Annotated in this window: 16 protein-coding genes; 9 read left to right on the top strand and 7 right to left on the bottom strand. The window is 66.3% G+C overall.

Annotation, left to right across the window (positions count from 1 at the left end):
• The first annotated feature begins 28 nt into the window (after positions 1-28).
• A complete protein-coding gene (locus BLT45_RS15465; protein ID WP_139188036.1) occupies positions 29-556 on the top strand; it encodes a hypothetical protein in 528 nt (175 codons plus the stop codon).
• A gap of 97 nt (positions 557-653) precedes the next feature.
• Positions 654-1,088 (top strand): excinuclease ATPase subunit, encoded by a 435-nt coding sequence (locus tag BLT45_RS15460; protein ID WP_175455887.1) that lies wholly within the window; start codon positions 654-656, stop codon positions 1,086-1,088.
• Between the two features lie 45 nt (positions 1,089-1,133).
• Here the strand turns inward: BLT45_RS15460 and BLT45_RS15455 are convergent, their stop codons facing one another.
• The 6 genes from BLT45_RS15455 to BLT45_RS15430 all read right to left on the bottom strand — a co-directional run bounded on the left by BLT45_RS15455 (position 1,134) and on the right by BLT45_RS15430 (position 7,743).
• On the bottom strand, positions 1,134-3,515 hold the full coding sequence (locus BLT45_RS15455) for a heavy metal translocating P-type ATPase (protein WP_093302288.1): 2,382 nt from the start codon (positions 3,513-3,515) through the stop codon (positions 1,134-1,136).
• Complete coding sequence (locus BLT45_RS15450) at positions 3,512-3,907, bottom strand: heavy metal-responsive transcriptional regulator (protein WP_093302283.1); 396 nt, start codon at positions 3,905-3,907, stop codon at positions 3,512-3,514. Before BLT45_RS15450 ends, BLT45_RS15455 begins: the two co-directional genes overlap by 4 nt.
• A gap of 88 nt (positions 3,908-3,995) precedes the next feature.
• Positions 3,996-4,502: a DUF411 domain-containing protein gene (locus BLT45_RS15445; protein WP_254771921.1), complete on the bottom strand. Its 507-nt coding sequence runs from the start codon at positions 4,500-4,502 to the stop codon at positions 3,996-3,998.
• 23 nt (positions 4,503-4,525) lie between these two features.
• Positions 4,526-5,425 carry a copper resistance protein B gene (locus tag BLT45_RS15440; RefSeq protein ID WP_093302278.1) on the bottom strand — a complete coding sequence of 300 codons (900 nt, stop codon included), beginning with the start codon at positions 5,423-5,425 and terminating at the stop codon, positions 4,526-4,528.
• Positions 5,422-7,224 (bottom strand): copper resistance system multicopper oxidase, encoded by a 1,803-nt coding sequence (locus BLT45_RS15435; RefSeq protein WP_093302270.1) that lies wholly within the window; start codon positions 7,222-7,224, stop codon positions 5,422-5,424. Before BLT45_RS15435 ends, BLT45_RS15440 begins: the two co-directional genes overlap by 4 nt.
• Positions 7,225-7,338: 114 nt before the next feature.
• Positions 7,339-7,743 carry a CopL family metal-binding regulatory protein gene (locus BLT45_RS15430; protein WP_175455885.1) on the bottom strand — a complete coding sequence of 135 codons (405 nt, stop codon included), beginning with the start codon at positions 7,741-7,743 and terminating at the stop codon, positions 7,339-7,341.
• A gap of 151 nt (positions 7,744-7,894) precedes the next feature.
• Between BLT45_RS15430 and BLT45_RS15425 the strand changes: the two genes are divergently transcribed.
• Positions 7,895-8,893, top strand: coding sequence for a glucokinase (locus tag BLT45_RS15425; RefSeq protein WP_093303407.1), 999 nt, complete (start codon positions 7,895-7,897; stop codon positions 8,891-8,893).
• A 99-nt stretch (positions 8,894-8,992) separates the two neighbouring features.
• On the opposite strand, the gene BLT45_RS15420 is transcribed toward BLT45_RS15425, so the two are convergent.
• Positions 8,993-10,078 (bottom strand): LacI family DNA-binding transcriptional regulator, encoded by a 1,086-nt coding sequence (locus tag BLT45_RS15420; RefSeq protein ID WP_093302261.1) that lies wholly within the window; start codon positions 10,076-10,078, stop codon positions 8,993-8,995.
• Between the two features lie 435 nt (positions 10,079-10,513).
• On the opposite strand from BLT45_RS15420, the gene BLT45_RS15415 reads away from it, so the two are divergent.
• The 6 genes from BLT45_RS15415 to BLT45_RS15390 form a co-directional block, all read left to right on the top strand.
• Entirely contained in the window at positions 10,514-13,651 is a 3,138-nt protein-coding gene (locus tag BLT45_RS15415) for a TonB-dependent receptor (RefSeq protein WP_093302256.1), read from the top strand.
• A 166-nt stretch (positions 13,652-13,817) separates the two neighbouring features.
• Positions 13,818-14,576: a SapC family protein gene (locus BLT45_RS15410; protein WP_093303403.1), complete on the top strand. Its 759-nt coding sequence runs from the start codon at positions 13,818-13,820 to the stop codon at positions 14,574-14,576.
• 4 nt (positions 14,577-14,580) lie between these two features.
• The gene (locus BLT45_RS15405) at positions 14,581-15,603 is read left to right on the top strand and encodes a cupin-like domain-containing protein (RefSeq protein WP_093302250.1); all 1,023 of its coding nucleotides are present in this window, start codon (positions 14,581-14,583) and stop codon (positions 15,601-15,603) included.
• A 15-nt stretch (positions 15,604-15,618) separates the two neighbouring features.
• Entirely contained in the window at positions 15,619-17,148 is a 1,530-nt protein-coding gene (locus BLT45_RS15400; RefSeq protein ID WP_254771920.1) for a tryptophan halogenase family protein, read from the top strand.
• Positions 17,121-17,870 carry a DUF6445 family protein gene (locus BLT45_RS15395; protein WP_254771919.1) on the top strand — a complete coding sequence of 250 codons (750 nt, stop codon included), beginning with the start codon at positions 17,121-17,123 and terminating at the stop codon, positions 17,868-17,870. Before BLT45_RS15400 ends, BLT45_RS15395 begins: the two co-directional genes overlap by 28 nt.
• Positions 17,871-18,075: 205 nt before the next feature.
• Positions 18,076-18,350, top strand: a 275-nt coding sequence (locus BLT45_RS15390; protein WP_254771918.1) for an FGGY family carbohydrate kinase, incomplete at its 3' end; no start/stop codon positions are given.

The raw sequence follows: 18,350 nt of genomic DNA, 5'->3' as shown, positions 1-18,350 counted from the left end.
CAGTTCGCAACCAACAGGGGATTTCGTGATGCGCAAGCGTGTCTTGGGGTGTGCATGGGGAATGCTGGCGATGGCGGCGGTGCCGGCCATCGCCGCCGACGGTCCGGTGCAGATCGCCTCCATCGTCCCGTATCTCAACGAACAGGTCGGATCGGCGAATGTGCGCCAGTGCGACTGGAACGCGCGCCTCAGTGCGATGATCGTGGAGCGTTCGCGCGGTGCCGTCGTGGTGGGCGCGCAGGACGACGTGGCTACGCTGCCGGGCAACACGCTGACGATCAAGATCACGCGCGCCCACACCGCGGGCGGTGGCAGCATCTCGGGACCCAAGTGGGGTCGCATCCGCATGGAGTTGCGCGAGGACGGCGTGGTGACCGGCAACCACACGATCCGGCGTGTCAGCAACCGCCCCTTCACCTTGTCCGCATGCGGGCCTTTGGAGAAGGTTGCGGATGCATTGGCGGACGATGTGGTGGCGTGGCTGCGGAAGCCGGCGGTCGATCCGGATTTCAGCTGGGAGGCCGATGTCGAAGCGGCCGAGCCCGGCACGGAGTGACCGGGTCACGTGGAGTCCACGACCTGCACGGACCCGCAACGGAATCCATGACATCATCGGCGCCGAGGATCGTTACCCCACCCGCATGGAGACATTGATGAAGCACATCCTGACCGCATCGCTGCTGAGCCTGCTGGCCGCGCCCGCCTTCGCTGCCGATACCCGCCTGGAACTGCCGTTGCAGGACCTGGTGAACTCGCCCGAAGCCAAGGCCGCCGGCATCGATGGCAGCGTGCGCTTTTACCTCGCGGGCCAGAAGACGCCCACCGTGGTGTCCCGGTTCGGCGAGGACGTGACCAACAAGAAGACCAACGGCGTGGGCAAGTCCGATGCCGAGTCCTGCCGCTGGGTCGCGCTGTCGGCGCTGAAAGCCCTGCAGGAAGGCGCCAAGGACCGCGGTGCGAATGCGGTCATCGACATCGTCAGCTATTTCAAGAAGAACGAATTCCGCAGCGCCACCAACTACGAGTGCCATGCGGGCGGCATCATGAGCGGTGTCGCCTTCAAGGCGACCTACGCCAAGGTCAAGTAAGAAATTTCGTTCAACGGCGGCCGCCTTCGGGCGGCCGCAGGCGTTTCAGTCGCCCGGCAGGCGTGCACGTCGCAGGCGCAAGGCGTTGCCCACCACAGAAGCCGAACTGAGGCTCATCGCCAGCGCGGCGAGCATCGGCGACAGCATCGGTCCACCGAACAGACCCAGCAAGCCCGCCGCCACCGGCACCCCCAGCGCGTTGTATGCGAAAGCGAAGGCGAGGTTCTGCCGCATGTTGCGTACGGCCGCCTCGGACAGCGCCTTGGCCCGTGCGATCCCGCGCAGGTCGCCTTTCACCAGCGTGACCTGCGCGCTCGACATCGCCACATCGGTGCCGGTCCCCATCGCGATGCCGACGTCTGCGGCGGCGAGGGCAGGGGCGTCGTTGATGCCGTCGCCGGCCATCGCCACGTGTCGGCCTTCCTGCTTGAGACGCGCCACCAGGGCGGCCTTGTCGGCCGGTCGCACGTCGCCATGGATCTCATCGATGCCGAGGCGAGCCGCGACGGCACGCGCCGTGCGTTCGCCGTCGCCCGTGGCCATGACGATGCGCAGGCCGCCGTCGCGCAGCACGCGCAAGGCCTCCGGCGTGCTGGCCTTGATCGGGTCCGCGACGGCAATGCTGCCGGCGGGCGCGCCGTCTACCGACAGGAACATCACGCTGCCACCTTCCTCGCGGACGCGGTCGGCATCGGCCTGCAGGGCCTGGAACGGTACGCCTTCCTCCTGCATCAGCACGGTATTGCCGAAAGCGAGGCGATGCCCGTCGACGACACCGCGCACGCCGATGCCGCTGCTGGATTCGAAGTCCTGTGCGGCGGAAAGCGCCAGTCCGCGCTGTCGGGCCTCCTGTACGACCGCCTGCGCGAGCGGATGCTCACTGCCCGCGTCCAGGCTGCCAGCCAGGCGCAACACGGTGTCCTCATCGAACGGTGCGAGCGCGTGGACGGCCTTGAACGCCGGGCGACCCTCGGTCAACGTGCCGGTCTTGTCGACGATCAGCGTGTCGACCTTGCGCAATGTCTCGATCGCCTCGGCATCGCGGAACAGCACGCCGGCCTGGGCAGCACGTCCGCTGGCGACCATGACCGACATCGGCGTCGCCAGGCCCAGCGCGCAGGGGCAGGCGATGATCAGTACGGACACGGCATTGAGTACGCCATGCGTCCACGATGGCGCCGGGCCGAAGAAGCCCCAGCCCAGCAAGGTCGCGAGCGCCGCGCCGAGCACCGCCAGCACGAACCAGAACGACACCCGGTCCGCCAGCTTCTGCAGCGGCGCCCGACTGCGCTGCGCCTGCGCGACCAGTTGCACGATCTGCGCCAGCACGCTGTCGCTACCGACCTTCTCCGCGCGGATCACCAGGCTTCCCGCACCGTTGAGGGTGGCACCGATCACCCGGTCGCCCGGGCCGCGCTCGACCGGCATCGGCTCGCCGGTGAGCATGGATTCGTCGATGTGGCTGCGGCCTTCGATCACCGCGCCATCGATGGGGACTTTTTCGCCGGGGCGCACGCGCAGGCGATCGCCCACATGGACGTGCGTCAGCTCGACGTCTTCCTCGTTGCCATCGTCGCGCAGCCGCCGCGCGGTCTTCGGCGCCAGGCCCAACAAAGCCCGGATCGCGGCCGAGGTCTGCGAGCGTGCTTTCAGTTCCAGTAGCTGGCCCAGCAAGGTGAGCGAGACGATCACGGCCGCCGCTTCGAAGTAGGCGCCGACATGGCCGTGCTCACGGAACGATGGCGGAAACACCTGCGGCGCGAGCACGGCGACCACGCTGTATCCGTGTGCCGCGGCCACACCGGTGCCGATCAGCGTCCACATGTTCGGACTGCGATTCCGGATCGACTGCGCCCAGCGCTGGAAGAACGGCCACGCGGCCCACAGCACGACCGGCGTGCTGAAGGCGAACTCCAGCGAGGTGCGGACCGTCGGCGATATGGCGGTGACATACATGCCGCCCATCGCCAGCAGCAGCGTCGCCGCACTGAAGGGCAGGGTCCACCAGAAGCGCCGACGGAAATCGGTCAGTTCGGGGTTTTCTTCGTCGTCCAGCGACGGCAGCATCGGCTCCAGCGCCATGCCGCACAGCGGACACGTGCCGGGGACATCGCGAACGATCTCCGGATGCATGGGGCAGGTGTACTGCGTGCCCGCTGGCACGACGATGGAAGGTGTCGAAGCCTCGGGTTGCAGGTAGCGCGCCGGATCGGCGAGGAACTTCGCGCGGCATCCCGCGGAACAGAAGTGGTATGTGCTGCCGGCGTGTTCCGCATGATGCGGTGTGGTCACCGGATCGACCTGCATGCCGCAGACCGGATCGGTGGTGCCCGCGGCGTCTTTCGCATGGCCCGTATCGCCGGAACAGCATGCAGGCGTGGCCGCTGGTGTGGCATGCGCGTCGTGAGGGTTTGGCGCGTGGGTCATGCCTCGCCCCCGAGCGCCGACAGGATGGGGCACTGGTCCAGTGCGCCGTGGCCCGGGCACGCGCTCACCAGCGTCTGCAGGCCGTCGCGCACGCGCGTCAGTTCTGCGATGCGCTGTTCGACGTCGGCCAGCTTGCTCGCCGCCGCTGCACGGATCGCGGCCATGTCGCCGTCGTCGGCTCGACTCAGCGCGAGCAGGTCGCGGATCTCTTCCAGCGTGAAGCCCAGGGTCTTCGCGCGGCGGATGAAGGTCAGCCGCAACACGTCGTCGGCCTCGTAGTGCCGGTAACCGCTGGCGGTACGAGTCGGGGGCGGCAGCAACCGCTGCTTTTCGTAGTAGCGCACGGTGTCGATGGGGACGCCCGTGCGTCGGGACAACTGGCCGATGTTCATGCTGGAACTCCTCGAAGTGCCGGCAGTCTGCACCCTGGAGTACGCTCCAGAGTCAAGCATAGGACCGGCATCCGTGCCGGCCGTGCCATCAGGGCGTGTGTTCGGCGTAAGGCTTCGTGCTTCCATCCTTGCCCAGGGCGAGCACGGTGTACGGAGGCGCGTCGACGCCGTCCACTTCCATGCCGGGCGAGCCCAGCGGCATGCCCGGCAGGACCAGGCCGCGGATGGCGGGCTTCTCGCGCAGCAGGCGACGGATGTCCGATGCGGGCACGTGGCCTTCGACGACATAGCCTTCGATCTCTGCGGTGTGGCAGGACGCATGGGCGGGGACAATGCCCAGTCGCTCCTTCACCGGGCTCATCGCGTCTTCGACACGATCGTCCACGGTGAAGCCTTCCTTGCGCAGGTGCTCGACCCACAGATGGCAACAGCCGCAGTACGCGTCGCGGTGGACGACGATCTTCGGCGCGGCCGCGTCGGTGGTCTTGCGGGGTGGCGCGGCATGCGCGCTTTCGACCGGCGTCGGCACCGCCTGCGAACAGGCGGTGAGGAATGCGGCGAGTAGCCATGAGGCGATGGCGCGGGGCAGGGGCATGCGTTGTTTCATGGTGTGCTCCATCAGAACCAGATCCGGATGCCCGCCACGATGCGGGTGTCGCGCGTGGGCTCGTCGGCCGAACGCTTGAGATCGGCGGTGTCGCCGAGCGCGCGTTCGTGCACCACGCCAACGTAGGGCGCGAAGCGGCGGGTGACTTCGTAGCGCAGGCGCAGGCCTGTTTCGATGCTGGTGAAACCGCTGGCGATGCCGTATTCGATGTCGTCGCGTGCGGCGAGATCCACTTCCACCAGGGGCTGCAGGATCAGCCGATTGGTGATGCGCAGCGTGTACTCGGCTTCGATGTTGGCGGCGACCTGGCCACCTTCGCCGACATATGCCGTCGCCGACACCTCGAACCGGTAGGGCGCCATCCCCTGCACGCCGACGGCCGCCCAGGTGCGCGCGTCACCGGGCTTGAAGTCCTGCTTCACGCCGGCCACCACGTCCCACCAGGGCGACACGCTGTGTCCGTACAGCACCTCCAGGTCGGCGCTTTCGGTATGGCCACCGACGCGCTCGCCTTCGCTGCGCAGCCACAGGCGATCGGTGTCGGTGCCGAACCACGCGCTGCCTTCCCACGCCTGGCCGGTGCCCTCGTCGGCATCCCAGGCTTCAAGCCGGTTGAAGGTCACCTTGTGGTTGAACGCCGGCGCATGCTGCATGGCATGGTGGTCGATGTCGGGGAACGCGGCCGCCAGGTCCTCGGCGGTGACCGGTGGCACCGGTTCGCGCGGCGTCGACATCGCAGCGTGATCGTGCTGAGCGTGTAGTGCATGCGCCTCCGGTTTCACCGCCGATTCTTCGGTCGGTGGCGCATGCTGAGCATGATCGTGCTGCTGCGCGAAGGCCGGAACACTCGTGCCCGCCAGCAGGGCGACGGCGCAGGCGAGATGGAGTCTGGCAGGGAAGGAGGTCTTCATGCTTCGATCCTCACTTCCCGCATCATGCCGGCTTCCATGTGGTACAGCAGATGACAGTGGAAGGCCCACCGACCGAGGGCATCGGCGCGTACGCGGTAACTGCGCCGTGTACCCGGCGGCATGTCGATGGTGTGCTTGCGCAAGTGGAAGCCGCCTTCGGCATCCTCCAGGTCGCTCCAGACGCCATGCAGGTGGATCGGGTGCTGCATCATCGTGTCGTTGACCAGCACGATGCGCAGGCGCTCGCCGTACTTCAGCCGCAGCGGGTCGGCGCTAGCGAACGGAATGCCGTCGAACGACCAGGCGAACTTCTCCATGTGCCCGGTGAGATGCAGTTCGACGGTACGCCCCGGTTCGCGACCATCCGGATCGTCGAACAGACTGCGCATCGCGCCGTAGGTCAGCACCTGTCGCCCGTTCCCGCGCAGGCCAATGCCCGGATCGTCGAGCTTGGGGTCGCTCGCGGACGACTGCATGTCGACCAACGGATTGCCTTTCTCGCTGGCGGGGTGGTTCGGCGCGTTCGATGTCGCGCCATGCGCACCGTGGTCCATCGTGCCCATGTTCGCGCCGCAACCGCCTTCGCCCATCATGGCGCCGCAGCCGCCTTCCATGCCTTTCGCCGCACCGTGGCCGCCCATGTCGTGGCCCATGTCGGCCATCGTCAGCAGCGGGCGCGGATCGCGAGACGGGATGGGCGCCTCCAGTCCGTCGCGGACGGCGAGCGTGCCGCGCGCGTAGCCGGTGCGCCCCATGTCCTGCGCGAAGATCGTGAAGGCATCCTGCCCGGTGGGTTCGACGAGCACGTCGAAGGTCTCCGCCACCGCGATGCGGAACTCGTCCACGCTGACCGGATGGATGTACTGCCCGTCGGCGGCGACGACGGTCATCTTCAGGCCTGGGATGCGGACGTCGAAGTAGGTCATCGCGCTGCCGTTGATGAAGCGCAACAGCACCTTCTCGCCCCGTTTGAACAGGCCTGTCCAGTTGCCCGCCGGCGCGGCGCCGTTCACCAGGTAGGTATAGGTATGCGCGTTGATGTCGGAGATGTCGGTCGGCGTCATCCGCATCCGCCCCCACATGCCGCGATCCTCGATCGTTTCCGCCAGGCCGTCGCGCTTCGCGTCGCGCACGAAATCCACCAGCGTGCGCTGGTAGTAGTTGTCGTGCTCGGGCATCTTCTTCATGCGCCGGTACAGCGCGGCCGGCTCCAGGTCCGTCCAGTCCGACAGCAGCACGACGTGCTCGCGATCGTGGTGGTAGGGAGGCGGATCGTGCGGATCGACGACCAGCGCGCCGTAGAGGCCCGCCTGCTCCTGGAACATCGAGTGGCTGTGGTACCAGTAGGTGCCGGACTGCTTCACCTGGAAGCGGTACTGGAACGTCTCGCCCGGTGCGATGCCGTTGAAGCTCAGGCCCGGCACGCCGTCCATGTTCGAAGGCAGAAGGATGCCGTGCCAGTGGATCGAGGTCATGTCGCGCAGGCGGTTGCTGACGCGCACGGTCACGGTGTCGCCTTCGCGCCAGCGCAGTGTCGGTGCGGGCAGGCTGTTGTTGACGGTGATCGCGGGGCGCGTGCGGCCGGTGATGTCGACCGGCATCGCGCCGATGTTCAATGCGAAGTCGGTGCCGGTGACGAGTGCAGCGCCGCCGCGGCGCGCGGGCGTGCCGGCGGAAGCGGGCAGGCGCGCCAGGCCGAAGCCCAGCGCGACGCCGCCGGTCGCCAGGCCGCTGACGAACTGGCGGCGCGTGGGCCGGAACATGCCGAGGCGTCCCGGCGTGGGGTCATCGTGGTTCATTCAATCTCATCCTGGGTGCCGACGCCTGGCGCCAGCCATGCGACGGCGACCGTCGTGATCGCGGGCCGGTGCGCGCAAGGCGACCGGCATTCGGACAGCGCCGCAGGTGCGGCGTCAGGCGGCCAGGATGGGAGGTCGATGCCGGTGCGAGAGGCGCGCGGAGGCATGTCCGTCCGCGTGATACTCGGGCACCGCCGCATGCAGCGGTGCGGCCTGTCCCAGCCAGAGCCGCCAGACCAGGGCGGGCGCGTGCTGGGTGCAGAAGCCGTCGCAGGCGCCCGCCTTGCAGCAATCGGGCACGCCGTCCTGCGGATCGTGGTCGCCGGCGTCCTGCATCGCCGTGCTGTCCGCGGCGTCCATGTCCTCGTGGCACGGCGGCGTGGAGGCATCGTGATGCGCCACCGCCGCGGGTGCAGCGCCGTCCATGGGCATGCCGGCGGCCATGTGCGCGGACGCGCTGCCGTTCACCAGCAGGAGCAGGCAGAGCAGGGCACGCAGCAGGGGCGCGAATCGGGCCATGTCGCCATGATACGCCATCGTTGACGGGCATACCTTGGCGTAGGGTCAAGGCTTGGCCGGAGGAGTCCGCACCACGCCATGACAGGACACGATATCCTTGCAGGGTTTCTTCGGCATTGGGCAGCGTGGCATTCGGATGGCGGGCACGGTGATGACGGGCAGGGTGCCGGCAGGCGTATCTGAGGGTCGTGTTCCGGGCGAGGTCCGTGCCCGGATCATCGTCGCCGACGTCGGCGGTACCTACGCGCGCCTGGGCTGGACCGACGGCCGCGACGCGGACCAGGTCCACGACTATCGCCGCTATGCCTGCGCGGACTATCCGGATCTCGCTTCGATCCTGCGCGACTACGCCGCGGGCGGAACCTGCCAGGGGGCGGTGATCGCGATCGCCGGCGTGCTCGAAGGCGACCGGCTGATCAATTCCAATCTGCCGTGGGCGGTGTCGGTGGAACAGACGCGCCAGGGCGCGGGCCTGTCCTGGGTGCAGCTCATCAACGACTTCGAGGCCGTGGCCAACGCGATGCCGATGCTGGCGCGCGACACGCTCTCGCCACTGACCCACGTCACCGATCGCGGTGCGAACTCGCCGGCGCTGGTGATCGGTCCGGGTACGGGGCTGGGTGCTGCGTTGTGGATGGAAGGCCATCCGCCGCGCGTGCTGGCGACGGAGGTCGGCCAGGCGGCGCTGGCCGCCGGCAACGCATTGGAAATGGATGTGGTTCGCCGCCTGCTGCGCGAGCGCGGCCATTTGAACAACGAGCACGTGCTGTCAGGCACCGGCTTGATGAATCTTTACCGTTGCCTGTGCGAACTGCGCGGCGGTTCCGCGGTGCATGCCGATGCCGGTGCGCTGGTCGCCGCCGCGGAATCCGGCGACGGGCTGGCCCTGGAAACGTTGCAGGTGTTCTGCGGCTGGCTCGGCAGCCTCGTCGGCGATCTCGCGATCATCTTCGGCGCGAAAGTCGTGTACCTCGCCGGCGGTGTCACCGCGCACATTCCCACGTTCCTCCACGACGGCCATTTCCTGCAGCGCTACCTCAACAAGGGCGTCATGACCGAACGCCTGGAACAGGTGCCTGTCTGGCGGGTGGAGCACGGGCAACTGGGATTGCTGGGCGCTGCGGCGTGGTATCAGCAGCATCGGGCGTAGCTCCTTCCTGTTCGACAGGAGCCCAGACGCAGGCGCGCGTTGTTCAAACTGTCTTGGCGTCGCCTTCCATGTCCGATGGCCGATCGGTGGTCCGATCACCTACCGCGGCGTTCCATTCCTCACTTTCGCCTTGAAGACGGGGCCGTCTGCCACGGAAGAACGTTGCACGAGTTGATGGGGGAGCACGCGATTGACGACGACGCGGGTGGCCGCCCCCCGCCTGATCTCGCGCAGGAGGATGTCGATGGCTGTATCGGCCATGGCGGCAACGGGCTGGTGGACGGTCGTGAGCTCCGGCCACACCATCGTCGCGGCGGAGGTGTCGTCGAATCCGACGACGGATAGATCCCTCGGTACGTCCAGGCCGCGACGATGGGCCACCGATACTACGGCGGACGCCATGTCGTCGTTGCTGGCGAAGATCGCGCTGGGTGGACGGCGTAGCGCGAGAAGCCGCTCTGCGGCGTCCAGGCCGGAGCGATAGGTGAAATAGCCGGGCTGGACCAGCGTGTCGTCGTACGCGATGCCGGCGTCGGCCAAGGCGTCCCGGTAGCCCTGCCAGCGGTGCGCGCTCGCGGTCTGGTTGGGGTCGCCGGTGATGTAGCCGATCCGCGTATGGCCCCGTTCGATGAGATGCGAGACCACATCCCGGCTTGCGCAATGGTCGTCGATGCGTACGCAGGAGAGGGTGTCGCCGAAGTGGCCCGATGCGATCGATACGACGGGCACACCCGCCTGCAGGAATTCGGACACGATGGCCTTCGACTCGCAAAGCGGGGGAGGGAGAATGACGCCCGCCACGCTGTTCGCCAGTTGTTTGGCCGCTGTCCGGCTCGCCTTGTCGTCCAGGCCGTCCCAGGTAGCGATCACCAGTTGTGCGGCCGCACGCGCCGATCCGCGCAGGGCGCCGACGAGCAACTCACGCAGGTAACTCGAGCTGGGATTGGTGTAGATCAGCGCGATGCACGTGTGCTGTGCCGCCGCCAGGGAGCTGGCGGCGAGGTTGGGACGGTAGCCCAACTCGCGCACGCTGCGCATGACGCGTTCGCGATTGGCGTCGCGTACGCCGGCGTGTCCGTTGACAACGCGGGATACGGTCATTGGCGAAACGCCCGCGTGGCTCGCCACTTCGTCGATGGTGACGGCACCTCCCTTGCGGCGAATCGTCTTCGAGGTCTTCTTCACGCAGTGAACTCCATTGCAGGGGACGACGACCGCTTCGCGAAACTGTCATTACTTGCGAGCGAAGCGACCTGAAATCGTTTTCTCGAGCGGCATTTCTGCCACGCATCCTCGCGTCATCCACAGGCGGCGGCAACTTTGCTGCGGTGCATGGTGACAAGCACGAACGCCCGTGATTAGTCTGCGCTCCAACGCGATGGTAGCGCTACCACCAAGAGCTCCTGTCGGGAGAGCCCCACCTCCATCGCGTCGTCGTCCGACCACGCTTGAAAGCCGGTATGCGGAATGGCCCATGGGTCTCGCCGCCACCGGACTGGAAGACGGGCCTTGCCCGTGGCCGCCCCCGGGAGGGGCGATACATCCATACGATCGTAAGCGAGAGGGGAGATCCATGAGCGCGTGCTGTTTCCGTAGAACTTCAGACCTGAGGGCAAGTTCATGAGCCGGAAGTTGGCGAAATTCAAATCGAAGGCCATGTTCACCTTCGTCGGGGGCGTGCTGGTCATCAACCCCGCGTTCGGACAGGAGGCACAGCCTCAGCCCGCCCCGACCACCCAACAGGTCCAGGCCAGCACCGATGCCACCACCCTCGACGCGGTCGTGGTGACGGGCATGCGGAACAGCCTGAGCCAGGCGATGGAAATCAAGCGGGATGCCGCAGGTGTCGTGGACGCGATCAGTGCGGAGGACATCGGCAAGTTCCCGGACACGAACCTCGCCGAGTCGCTGCAGCGCATCACCGGCATCTCGATCGAGCGGCGCGACGGCGAAGGCGCGCAGGTCACCGCACGCGGCTTCGGTCCGCAGTTCAACATGGTGACCCTCAATGGGCGCCAGATGCCGGGTGCCGACGCGTTCGGTGCGTCCGGCCAGGTCGCCATCGGCGGCGTGGACGGCGGAACGCGCGCGTTCAACTTCGCCCAGCTCGCCGCGGAAGCGATCAATGGCATCGAGGTCTACAAGACCAGCCAGGCCCAGGTGCCCAGCGGCGGCATCGGCGCGACCATCAACATCCTGACCGCACGGCCATTCAACTACGACGGCGTCGTCGCGAATGCGGGCGTGAAGGCCGTATCCGACCAAAGCGAGCCGTTCGACAACAGCATCACCCCGGAACTCTCGGGCATCTTCAGCTACACCAATCCCGACAAGACCTTCGGCGTCAGCCTGAGTGCCAGCCACCAGAAGCGCAAGGGCGGCTCGGTACAGGCCACCGAGAACTACTGGAACATCCAGCCGTGGACCGGGACCATGCCCGGCAACCCGACGGTGGTCAACGCGCCTGCCATCGGTGCGCTGTACGGACGCCCCAACGACTTGCGCTATGCGTTTTCCGAATTTGATCGCGAACGCGTGAATGGCCAAGCGGTGGTCCAGTTCGCGCCGACCGACAGCCTGACCCTGACGCTCGACTACACCTACTCGACGAACGAAATCACCGAGAACCGGGGCGAGCAGGCGATGTGGTTGCAGAACAGCAACTACACCGACATCGAGTTCGACACCAGCGGCGCGGTGGCCACGCCGATCTACATCCGCGAGATCGCCGGCACCAAGGATTTCGGCATCGAACAGCAACGCAGCATGCAGAAGTACAAGCTGGGCTCGCTCGGATTCAACGCAGCTTGGGACGTCAGCGACAACTTCCGCTTGAACTTCGATGCGCACAGTTCGAAGAACGAAAGCCGACCCAACGACCCGCTCACGGGCGGCGGCTCGATCTTCATGAGCATCGCCGGCACCAACAACTGCACGACGGGGCCGCATTGCGGTGGCTCGTGGGTGCAGGAGCTGGTCTTCAACAACGGCCTGCCGGTGGGAACGCAGACCTGGTATCCGTCAACGGCGGACGCCGTCGCCGGCACCAACGGCGTCGTCAATCCCGGTTTCGTCGAAGGTGAAGTCGGTTCGCAGGTGCTTCGCATCAATGCGCAGACCCAGGTCAGCGAGATCAAGCAGGCCCGCATCGACGGCGAGTGGAGCTTCGATCGCGGTCGATTCCAGTTCGGCGTGGATACCAACAAGTCGACCACGCATCGCATCCAGGCGGCGGAAGCTTATTCGACCCTCGGCGACTGGGGCGTGGCCAACGTCGACTCCGATACGGCGGCCGGACTGATGGACCTCCTGCAGCCGGTCAATATCGGCAGCATGTTCGACGACTACAACGTGTCCAGCTGGCCGGTATGGCGTGGCAATGCGGGGGAACTCGCCCAGTGGGCGGCGGGCGAGTACGGCGTGGGCCTGGGCGTCAGTCCGCAACGCGCGGCGGACAACCGGGTGGAGGAAAAGACGCATTCGGCCTACTTCCAGGTGGAACTGGAAGGCGACCTCGGCGGCATGCGCACCAACACGCGGCTTGGCGTACGCTACGAGACGACGGACGTCGTGTCCACGTCCGTCATCGCGATCCCCGAGGCCATCGAGTGGCAGGCCAACAACGACTTCCGCATCGTACTGTCGGACGAGCAGCAGCCCTTTAGCGAGCGGGCGAACTACAGCTATATCCTGCCCAACCTCGATTTCAGCATCGATTTCACCGATGAACTGAAGGGGCGCGCCTCGTTCGGCAGGAGCATCGCCCGTGCACCGTACGGCAACCTCTACGCCGGCCCCGGCGCGCAACAGCCGTTCGGTTCGGTCCTGATCGATCCGTCGGTGCGGGCGAGCGGCAATGCGCAGAATCCGAGCCTGAAGCCGCTCGAATCCGACAATCTCGATCTGGCGGTGGAGTGGTACTTCGCCGATGCGAGCTATGTGTCGTTGACGTACTGGAACAAGCAGGTGGCCAACTTCATCGGCAACACCGTCGGCCAGGAATCGCTGTATGGCTTGCGGGACCCGACCTCCGGCCCGGACGCGCAGGCGGCGCTCGCCTTCCTCACCAGCGCGGCGTGCGTGACCCAGGTCGGCGCGGCCAACGCGGCGGCATGCTCGGCGAACGATACATCGCTGTTCACCGCCCTCGCGCTGTTGCGCAACGACCCAGCAGGCCTGGCGGCGTTCAATGGCACCGGTGCGCAGTCGCTCGCGACCGAAGCGGCGTACAACCTGTACGGCGAGGCCGATGATCCGCTGTACCAGTTCAACGTCAACCGGCCGATCAACCAGAACGACGCGAAGCTGCACGGGTGGGAGATCGGCGGGCAGTACTTCTTCGGCGACAGCGGCTTCGGTGTCCTGGCCAACTACACCGTGGTCAAGGGCGACGTGGGCTACGACAACGGCGGCGACCCGGCCATCGACCAGTTCGCGCTCACCGGCCTGAGCGATACGGCCAACGCCATGCTCATGTACGAAAAGTACGGCTGGTCGGTCCGCCTGGCCTGGAACTGGCGTGATGAGTATCTGATCCTGGCCAACCAGGGCGCGAGCCGCAATCCGTACTACGTGGAGGAGTACAAGCAGTGGGACCTGAGCGTCAACTACACGCTCAACGACCACTGGTCGTTCGGACTGGAGGCGATCAACCTGACGGGCGAGGACGTCCGCTGGCGCGCGCGCACCGACCAGATGATCGTCAAGCTGGCCGACCAGGACCCGCGTTTCATGCTGGGCATGCGTTACAAGTTCTGAGTTAGGCGATAGCCACCCTCTCTGGATGTCGCCGAGCGGGACCGCTGCGCGAGCAGCGGTCCTTTTTGTGGATGGCCCGCGGCCACTGGCGCGGATGCGCGGTCCGGCCGTCGGGGATACCATCTGGCAGATCGCCAACAGCGTCTTGACCGGCCCCGGAGAGAAGATGGCCCGCTACGAGCTTCTCAACAATGTTGCGCACAAGGATCTTCGCGTGGCGACCGGGTTCGGCCCGGCGTTCGGCGATGACGTCGGCATGCTGCCCGCGTTCCCGAGCGAGTTCGCCGAGTTGCAGCGCGAATATCCGATCTTCCTGCGGAGGGACGCCGGCACGGGCCCCTGGCAGTCCGTCGTGCTCCTGGGATTCGAGCAGCGCGAGAATCTTTTCCTGCAGGGTGGGCGTTGGAATGCCTCGTACCTGCCCGGGGCGGCGGCGAAAGGCCCGTTCCTGATCGGATTCCAGGAGCAGCGTATCGATGGCGAGCTCAAGCTGGAACCCGTCATGCATGTGGACCTCGAGCATCCACGCGTGAACTTCACGGCGGGCGAGCGGGTGTTCCTGCCACAGGGTGGCAATACGCCCTATCTCGAGCACGTCGCGGATGTCCTGCGCGGCATCCGGGATGGCAGCGACTTCGGGGCGGACATGTTTCGGGTACTGGATGAGCTGGGCCTGATCCATCCGGTCAACCTCGATGTCCAACTCGACGACCGGCATCGCGTGACGGTGAACGGGCTGCATGGAATCGACCGGGAGAGGCTCGCAGGACTGAGCGGGGCCGATCTGTTGGGCTTGAACAGGGCAGGCTATCTGGAGGGCGTGTACCTGATGCTGGCTTCGCTTCACAACATGCGTCGCCTAATGGCGGAGAAGCAGCGTCGCCTTCGGGCGGAAGACGTTGCCCCTCTGTCCAATGCGGGCTGAGGCTATGCCGGACAGCGGGACGACGATGCGGGTACTGGACGTCACAGACGCCGATGCACTGCCGCTCGAGGACCTCGTGGCGCAGGGCCAGCCGGTGGTGCTGAGAGGCATCGCAAGCGGGTGGGAACTCGTGAAGACCGGGTTGCAGTCCGCGGAGGCGGCGATGGCCTACCTGCGCAGCTTCGATGCCGGCGTGCCGATCCAATACTCCTATGGCGGACCCGACATCGGCAGCCGACCGTTCTACAACGATGACTTCACACGCCTGAATTTCGAGGTTCGCCGAGGGTCCCTCGCCGAGGTCATGGACGGCATCGCGGCTCATCGCGAGGATCCTCAGCCGCCCACCTACTACGTGGCCTCGCTGCTGGTCGATCGCGCATTGCCGGGCTTCGCGACGTCGAACGGACTGCCCCTGGCGCGCTACGGCATCGATGCGCCGCCGAGTATCTGGATCGGCAATCGCGTCGTCGCGTCCTGTCATTTCGACGCCCCTGACAACCTGGCGTGCAGTGTCGTAGGTCGGCGCCAGTTCACCCTGTTTCCGCCGGATCAGATCGGAAATCTCTATCCCGGGCCACTCGACCCGACGCCGGGCGGGCAGGTGGTCAGCGTGGTCGATTTCGATCGCCCCGATTTCGAGCGCCACCCGCGGTTCCGGGATGCGCTCTCCACGGCGCAGACCGCGACACTCGAACCGGGCGACGCCATCTTCATCCCCAGCATGTGGTGGCACCACGTGCGCAGTCTCGCGCCTTTCAACGTGCTGGTGAATTACTGGTGGCGCCGCTCGCCCGACTTCCTTTCCTCGCCGTTGCCGGCGCTCCACCATGCATTGTGGACGCTGCGCGATCTTCCCGAGCGCGAGAAAAGTGCGTGGGCTTCGATCTTCGAGCACTACGTGTTCGGTCCGGCCGATCGCGCGGGGGCACATCTGCCCGAGCAGGCGCGCGACCTGTTGGGTGCCATCGACGAGACGCGGGCCAGGCGCATCCGCGCCATGCTCATCAACCGCCTCAACCGCTGATCCGGGAGCGACGCATTGCTTACGCCAGACGCGCCAGAAGGACATATCCGCAACGTGGTGATCGCCGGCGGCGGCACTGCCGGCTGGCTGGCCGCCTGTGCGCTGTCGCATCAGTTCCGCGACCGCCTGCGGATCACCCTCGTGGAATCGGAGCAGATCGGCACGGTCGGCGTGGGCGAATCGACGGTACCGCCCATCCGCACCTTCCACCGCTTCCTGCAGATCGACGAACAGGAGTTCCTGCGTGCGGTGGCCGGCACGTTCAAGCTCTCGATCTCCTTCGAAAACTGGCGGCGGCCGGGTGAGCGCTACATCCATCCGTTCGGCATCACGGGGCAGGGCACGTGGGCGGCGGCGTTCCATCACTTCTGGCTGGACAGCCAGCGTCGAGGCATGTCCTCGGAGCTGGGCGACTTCTGCCTGGAAACCGTCGCGTCGCGTGGCGACCAGTTCTCGCTGCAGACGCAGCCCCAGGTCAACTACGCGTACCACTTCGATGCGGGGCTCTACGCAAAATTCCTTCGCCGCATCGCCGAGGGATACGGGCTCCTGCGCGTGGAAGGCAAGATTCGCGAGGTCAGGCAGCATGTTGGCGAGGGTTCGCTACAGTCGCTGGTCCTCGAGGATGGTCAGGTCATCGAGGGCGACCTGTTCATCGACTGCACTGGATTCCGCGGCCTGCTGATTGAACAGACGCTGCAGACCGGTTATGAGGACTGGAACGAGTGGCTGCCCAGCGATCGCGCCGTGGCGGTGCAGACCGAATCCATCGGGCCGCCGGTCCCCTACACGCGGGCGATCGCGCATGAGGCGGGGTGGCGATGGCATATCCCGTTGCAGCATCGCGTGGGCTGCGGCCTGGTGTTCTCCAGTCGGCACATGTCCGACGACGAGGCGCGCGCAAAACTGTTGCGGGATGTGGGTGCGCCAGCGATCCGGGATCCGTGGCTGGTGCCGTTCCGCACCGGGCGGCGCTTGAAGGCATGGAACAAGAACGTGGTGGCGCTGGGGCTGGCCAGCGGGTTCATCGAACCCCTGGAGTCGACAAGCATCCATCTTGCCATCAGCGCCGTGGTGCGCCTGGTCCAGATGTTCCCGTTCGATGGCATCGCCCCGTCCCTGGTGGAGCTCTACAACGACGTCAGTCGTGCGGAGATGGAACATGTCCGCGACTTCATCATCCTCCACTACCACGCCACGCAGCGGGATGAGCCCATGTGGAAGGCATGCCGGGAGATGGCGCTGCCCGAGTCGCTTGAGATACGTCTGTGCGCGTGGCGTGAGCGCGCGCATGCCTGGCAGGATCCCGACGAACTCTTCCGCGTCGACTCGTGGACGCACGTGTTGCTGGGCCAGGGCATCTCACCGGGGCCGCCCCATCCGCTGGCGCGCGCGTTGGCCGACAACGATCTGCGCTCGCTCCTGAGTTCCATTCGGCAGCCCATCGAGCGTGCCGTGGCGACGATGCCGTCGCAACAGGCATTCATCGATCGCTATTGCAAGGCCGGACCGGACGTATGGGGCAACCGATCCATGCCGCGCTGACGGGTGCCGAGCGGGATCCGTCCATGCTGATGCACCGTCACCCTCAAATCCGGATCACGCAGCAGGTGATCGGGCGCGAACACGCGCCGCTGCTGATCATCGACAACCTGCTGGCGGATCCTGAGCGCATGGTGCGCAAAGCCGCCACGCGCCAGTACATCAAGATGGCCACGATGTTTCCCGGCATTCGCGCACCGGCACCGGCTTCATACGAAACGTTCCTGGAATCGACGCTCAATCCCCTGCTGCGCGAGTGCTTCGGCCTGGAGCCGGGCCGCTTCGTCTTCCCGATGTGCCACTTCTCGTTGGTCACCCAGCCCGCCACCCGCCTGCACTTCCTGCAGCGCATTCCGCACATCGATTCGGTCAACAGGGATGGTCTTGCCACCGTGCACTACCTGTTCCGGGAAGGGTGGGGCGGAACGGACTTCTACCGCCACCGGAAAAGCGGATTCGAATACGTCGATGAGCAGCGTCATGGCGCGTACTTCGAATGCCTCGCACAGGAGGGCCGAGTCGACGAAGACGAGCAGGCGGGATACATCGACGGCGACACGTCCTTGTTCGAGCGCGTGGCGGGCGTCGAGGGTGTGTTCAATCGGCTCATCGTGTACCGGCGGAACTCGCTGCATTCGGGGCGCATTGCGAATGATCGGGTGCTTCCTGCGGACCCCGCCACGGGGCGCTTGTCGATCAATGCATTCATTGACGTGGTGCACTGAGTGGTCGTGCGGCGAGCGGACTCAAGCCCTTGTTTTCGATGGGATTCTGCGGTGCAGCACGCTTTTTCTTGTGGCGCTGGTTAGAGTGGCGTCGCAAAGGCTCCGGGCGACCGGACCGCGTTTCTGAGGAGGCGATTCTGGGACTCGCCTTTTTTTACCCAAGGAAATGGTAGCGCTAACTTTTTCTGCTGGAGGCGTAGGTTCAATGTCTTTTACCGCCGGCATCGACGCAGGCACGCAGAGCCTGAAGGTGGTGGTCTACGACCCGGCCACGCGCACGCTCGTGGCCACGGCCAGCGCACCGCTGGACTTGATGAGTGGCGAGGACGGCAGCCGCGAGCAGCACGCGGCCGACTGGGTCGCGGCGATGCAGAACTGCTTCGACCGCATCGATCCGGCCGTGCGCGCGCGCATCGCCGCGCTGGCGGTGTCCGGCCAGCAACACGGCTTCGTGCCGGTGGATGCCGATGGCAATGTGCT

Source organism: Pseudoxanthomonas sp. CF385 (assembly GCF_900104255.1).
In the GTDB taxonomy this organism is placed as follows: domain Bacteria; phylum Pseudomonadota; class Gammaproteobacteria; order Xanthomonadales; family Xanthomonadaceae; genus Pseudoxanthomonas_A.
Note: the sequence above shows the minus strand (reverse complement) of the source record. Positions and strands in the feature narration are given on the sequence as shown.

Excerpts from the sequence above, each read along its gene's own strand:
- BLT45_RS15465 (WP_139188036.1), top strand. The coding sequence starts at position 29 with ATGCGCAAGCGTGTCTTGGGGTGTGCATGGGGAATGCTGGCGATGGCG.
- BLT45_RS15460 (WP_175455887.1), top strand. The coding sequence starts at position 654 with ATGAAGCACATCCTGACCGCATCGCTGCTGAGCCTGCTGGCCGCGCCC.
- BLT45_RS15455 (WP_093302288.1), bottom strand. The coding sequence starts at position 3,515 with ATGACCCACGCGCCAAACCCTCACGACGCGCATGCCACACCAGCGGCC.
- BLT45_RS15450 (WP_093302283.1), bottom strand. The coding sequence starts at position 3,907 with ATGAACATCGGCCAGTTGTCCCGACGCACGGGCGTCCCCATCGACACC.
- BLT45_RS15445 (WP_254771921.1), bottom strand. The coding sequence starts at position 4,502 with ATGCCCCTGCCCCGCGCCATCGCCTCATGGCTACTCGCCGCATTCCTC.
- BLT45_RS15440 (WP_093302278.1), bottom strand. The coding sequence starts at position 5,425 with ATGAAGACCTCCTTCCCTGCCAGACTCCATCTCGCCTGCGCCGTCGCC.
- BLT45_RS15435 (WP_093302270.1), bottom strand. The coding sequence starts at position 7,224 with ATGAACCACGATGACCCCACGCCGGGACGCCTCGGCATGTTCCGGCCC.
- BLT45_RS15430 (WP_175455885.1), bottom strand. The coding sequence starts at position 7,743 with ATGGCCCGATTCGCGCCCCTGCTGCGTGCCCTGCTCTGCCTGCTCCTG.
- BLT45_RS15425 (WP_093303407.1), top strand. The coding sequence starts at position 7,895 with ATGACGGGCAGGGTGCCGGCAGGCGTATCTGAGGGTCGTGTTCCGGGC.
- BLT45_RS15415 (WP_093302256.1), top strand. The coding sequence starts at position 10,514 with ATGAGCCGGAAGTTGGCGAAATTCAAATCGAAGGCCATGTTCACCTTC.
- BLT45_RS15410 (WP_093303403.1), top strand. The coding sequence starts at position 13,818 with ATGGCCCGCTACGAGCTTCTCAACAATGTTGCGCACAAGGATCTTCGC.
- BLT45_RS15405 (WP_093302250.1), top strand. The coding sequence starts at position 14,581 with ATGCCGGACAGCGGGACGACGATGCGGGTACTGGACGTCACAGACGCC.
- BLT45_RS15395 (WP_254771919.1), top strand. The coding sequence starts at position 17,121 with ATGGGGCAACCGATCCATGCCGCGCTGACGGGTGCCGAGCGGGATCCG.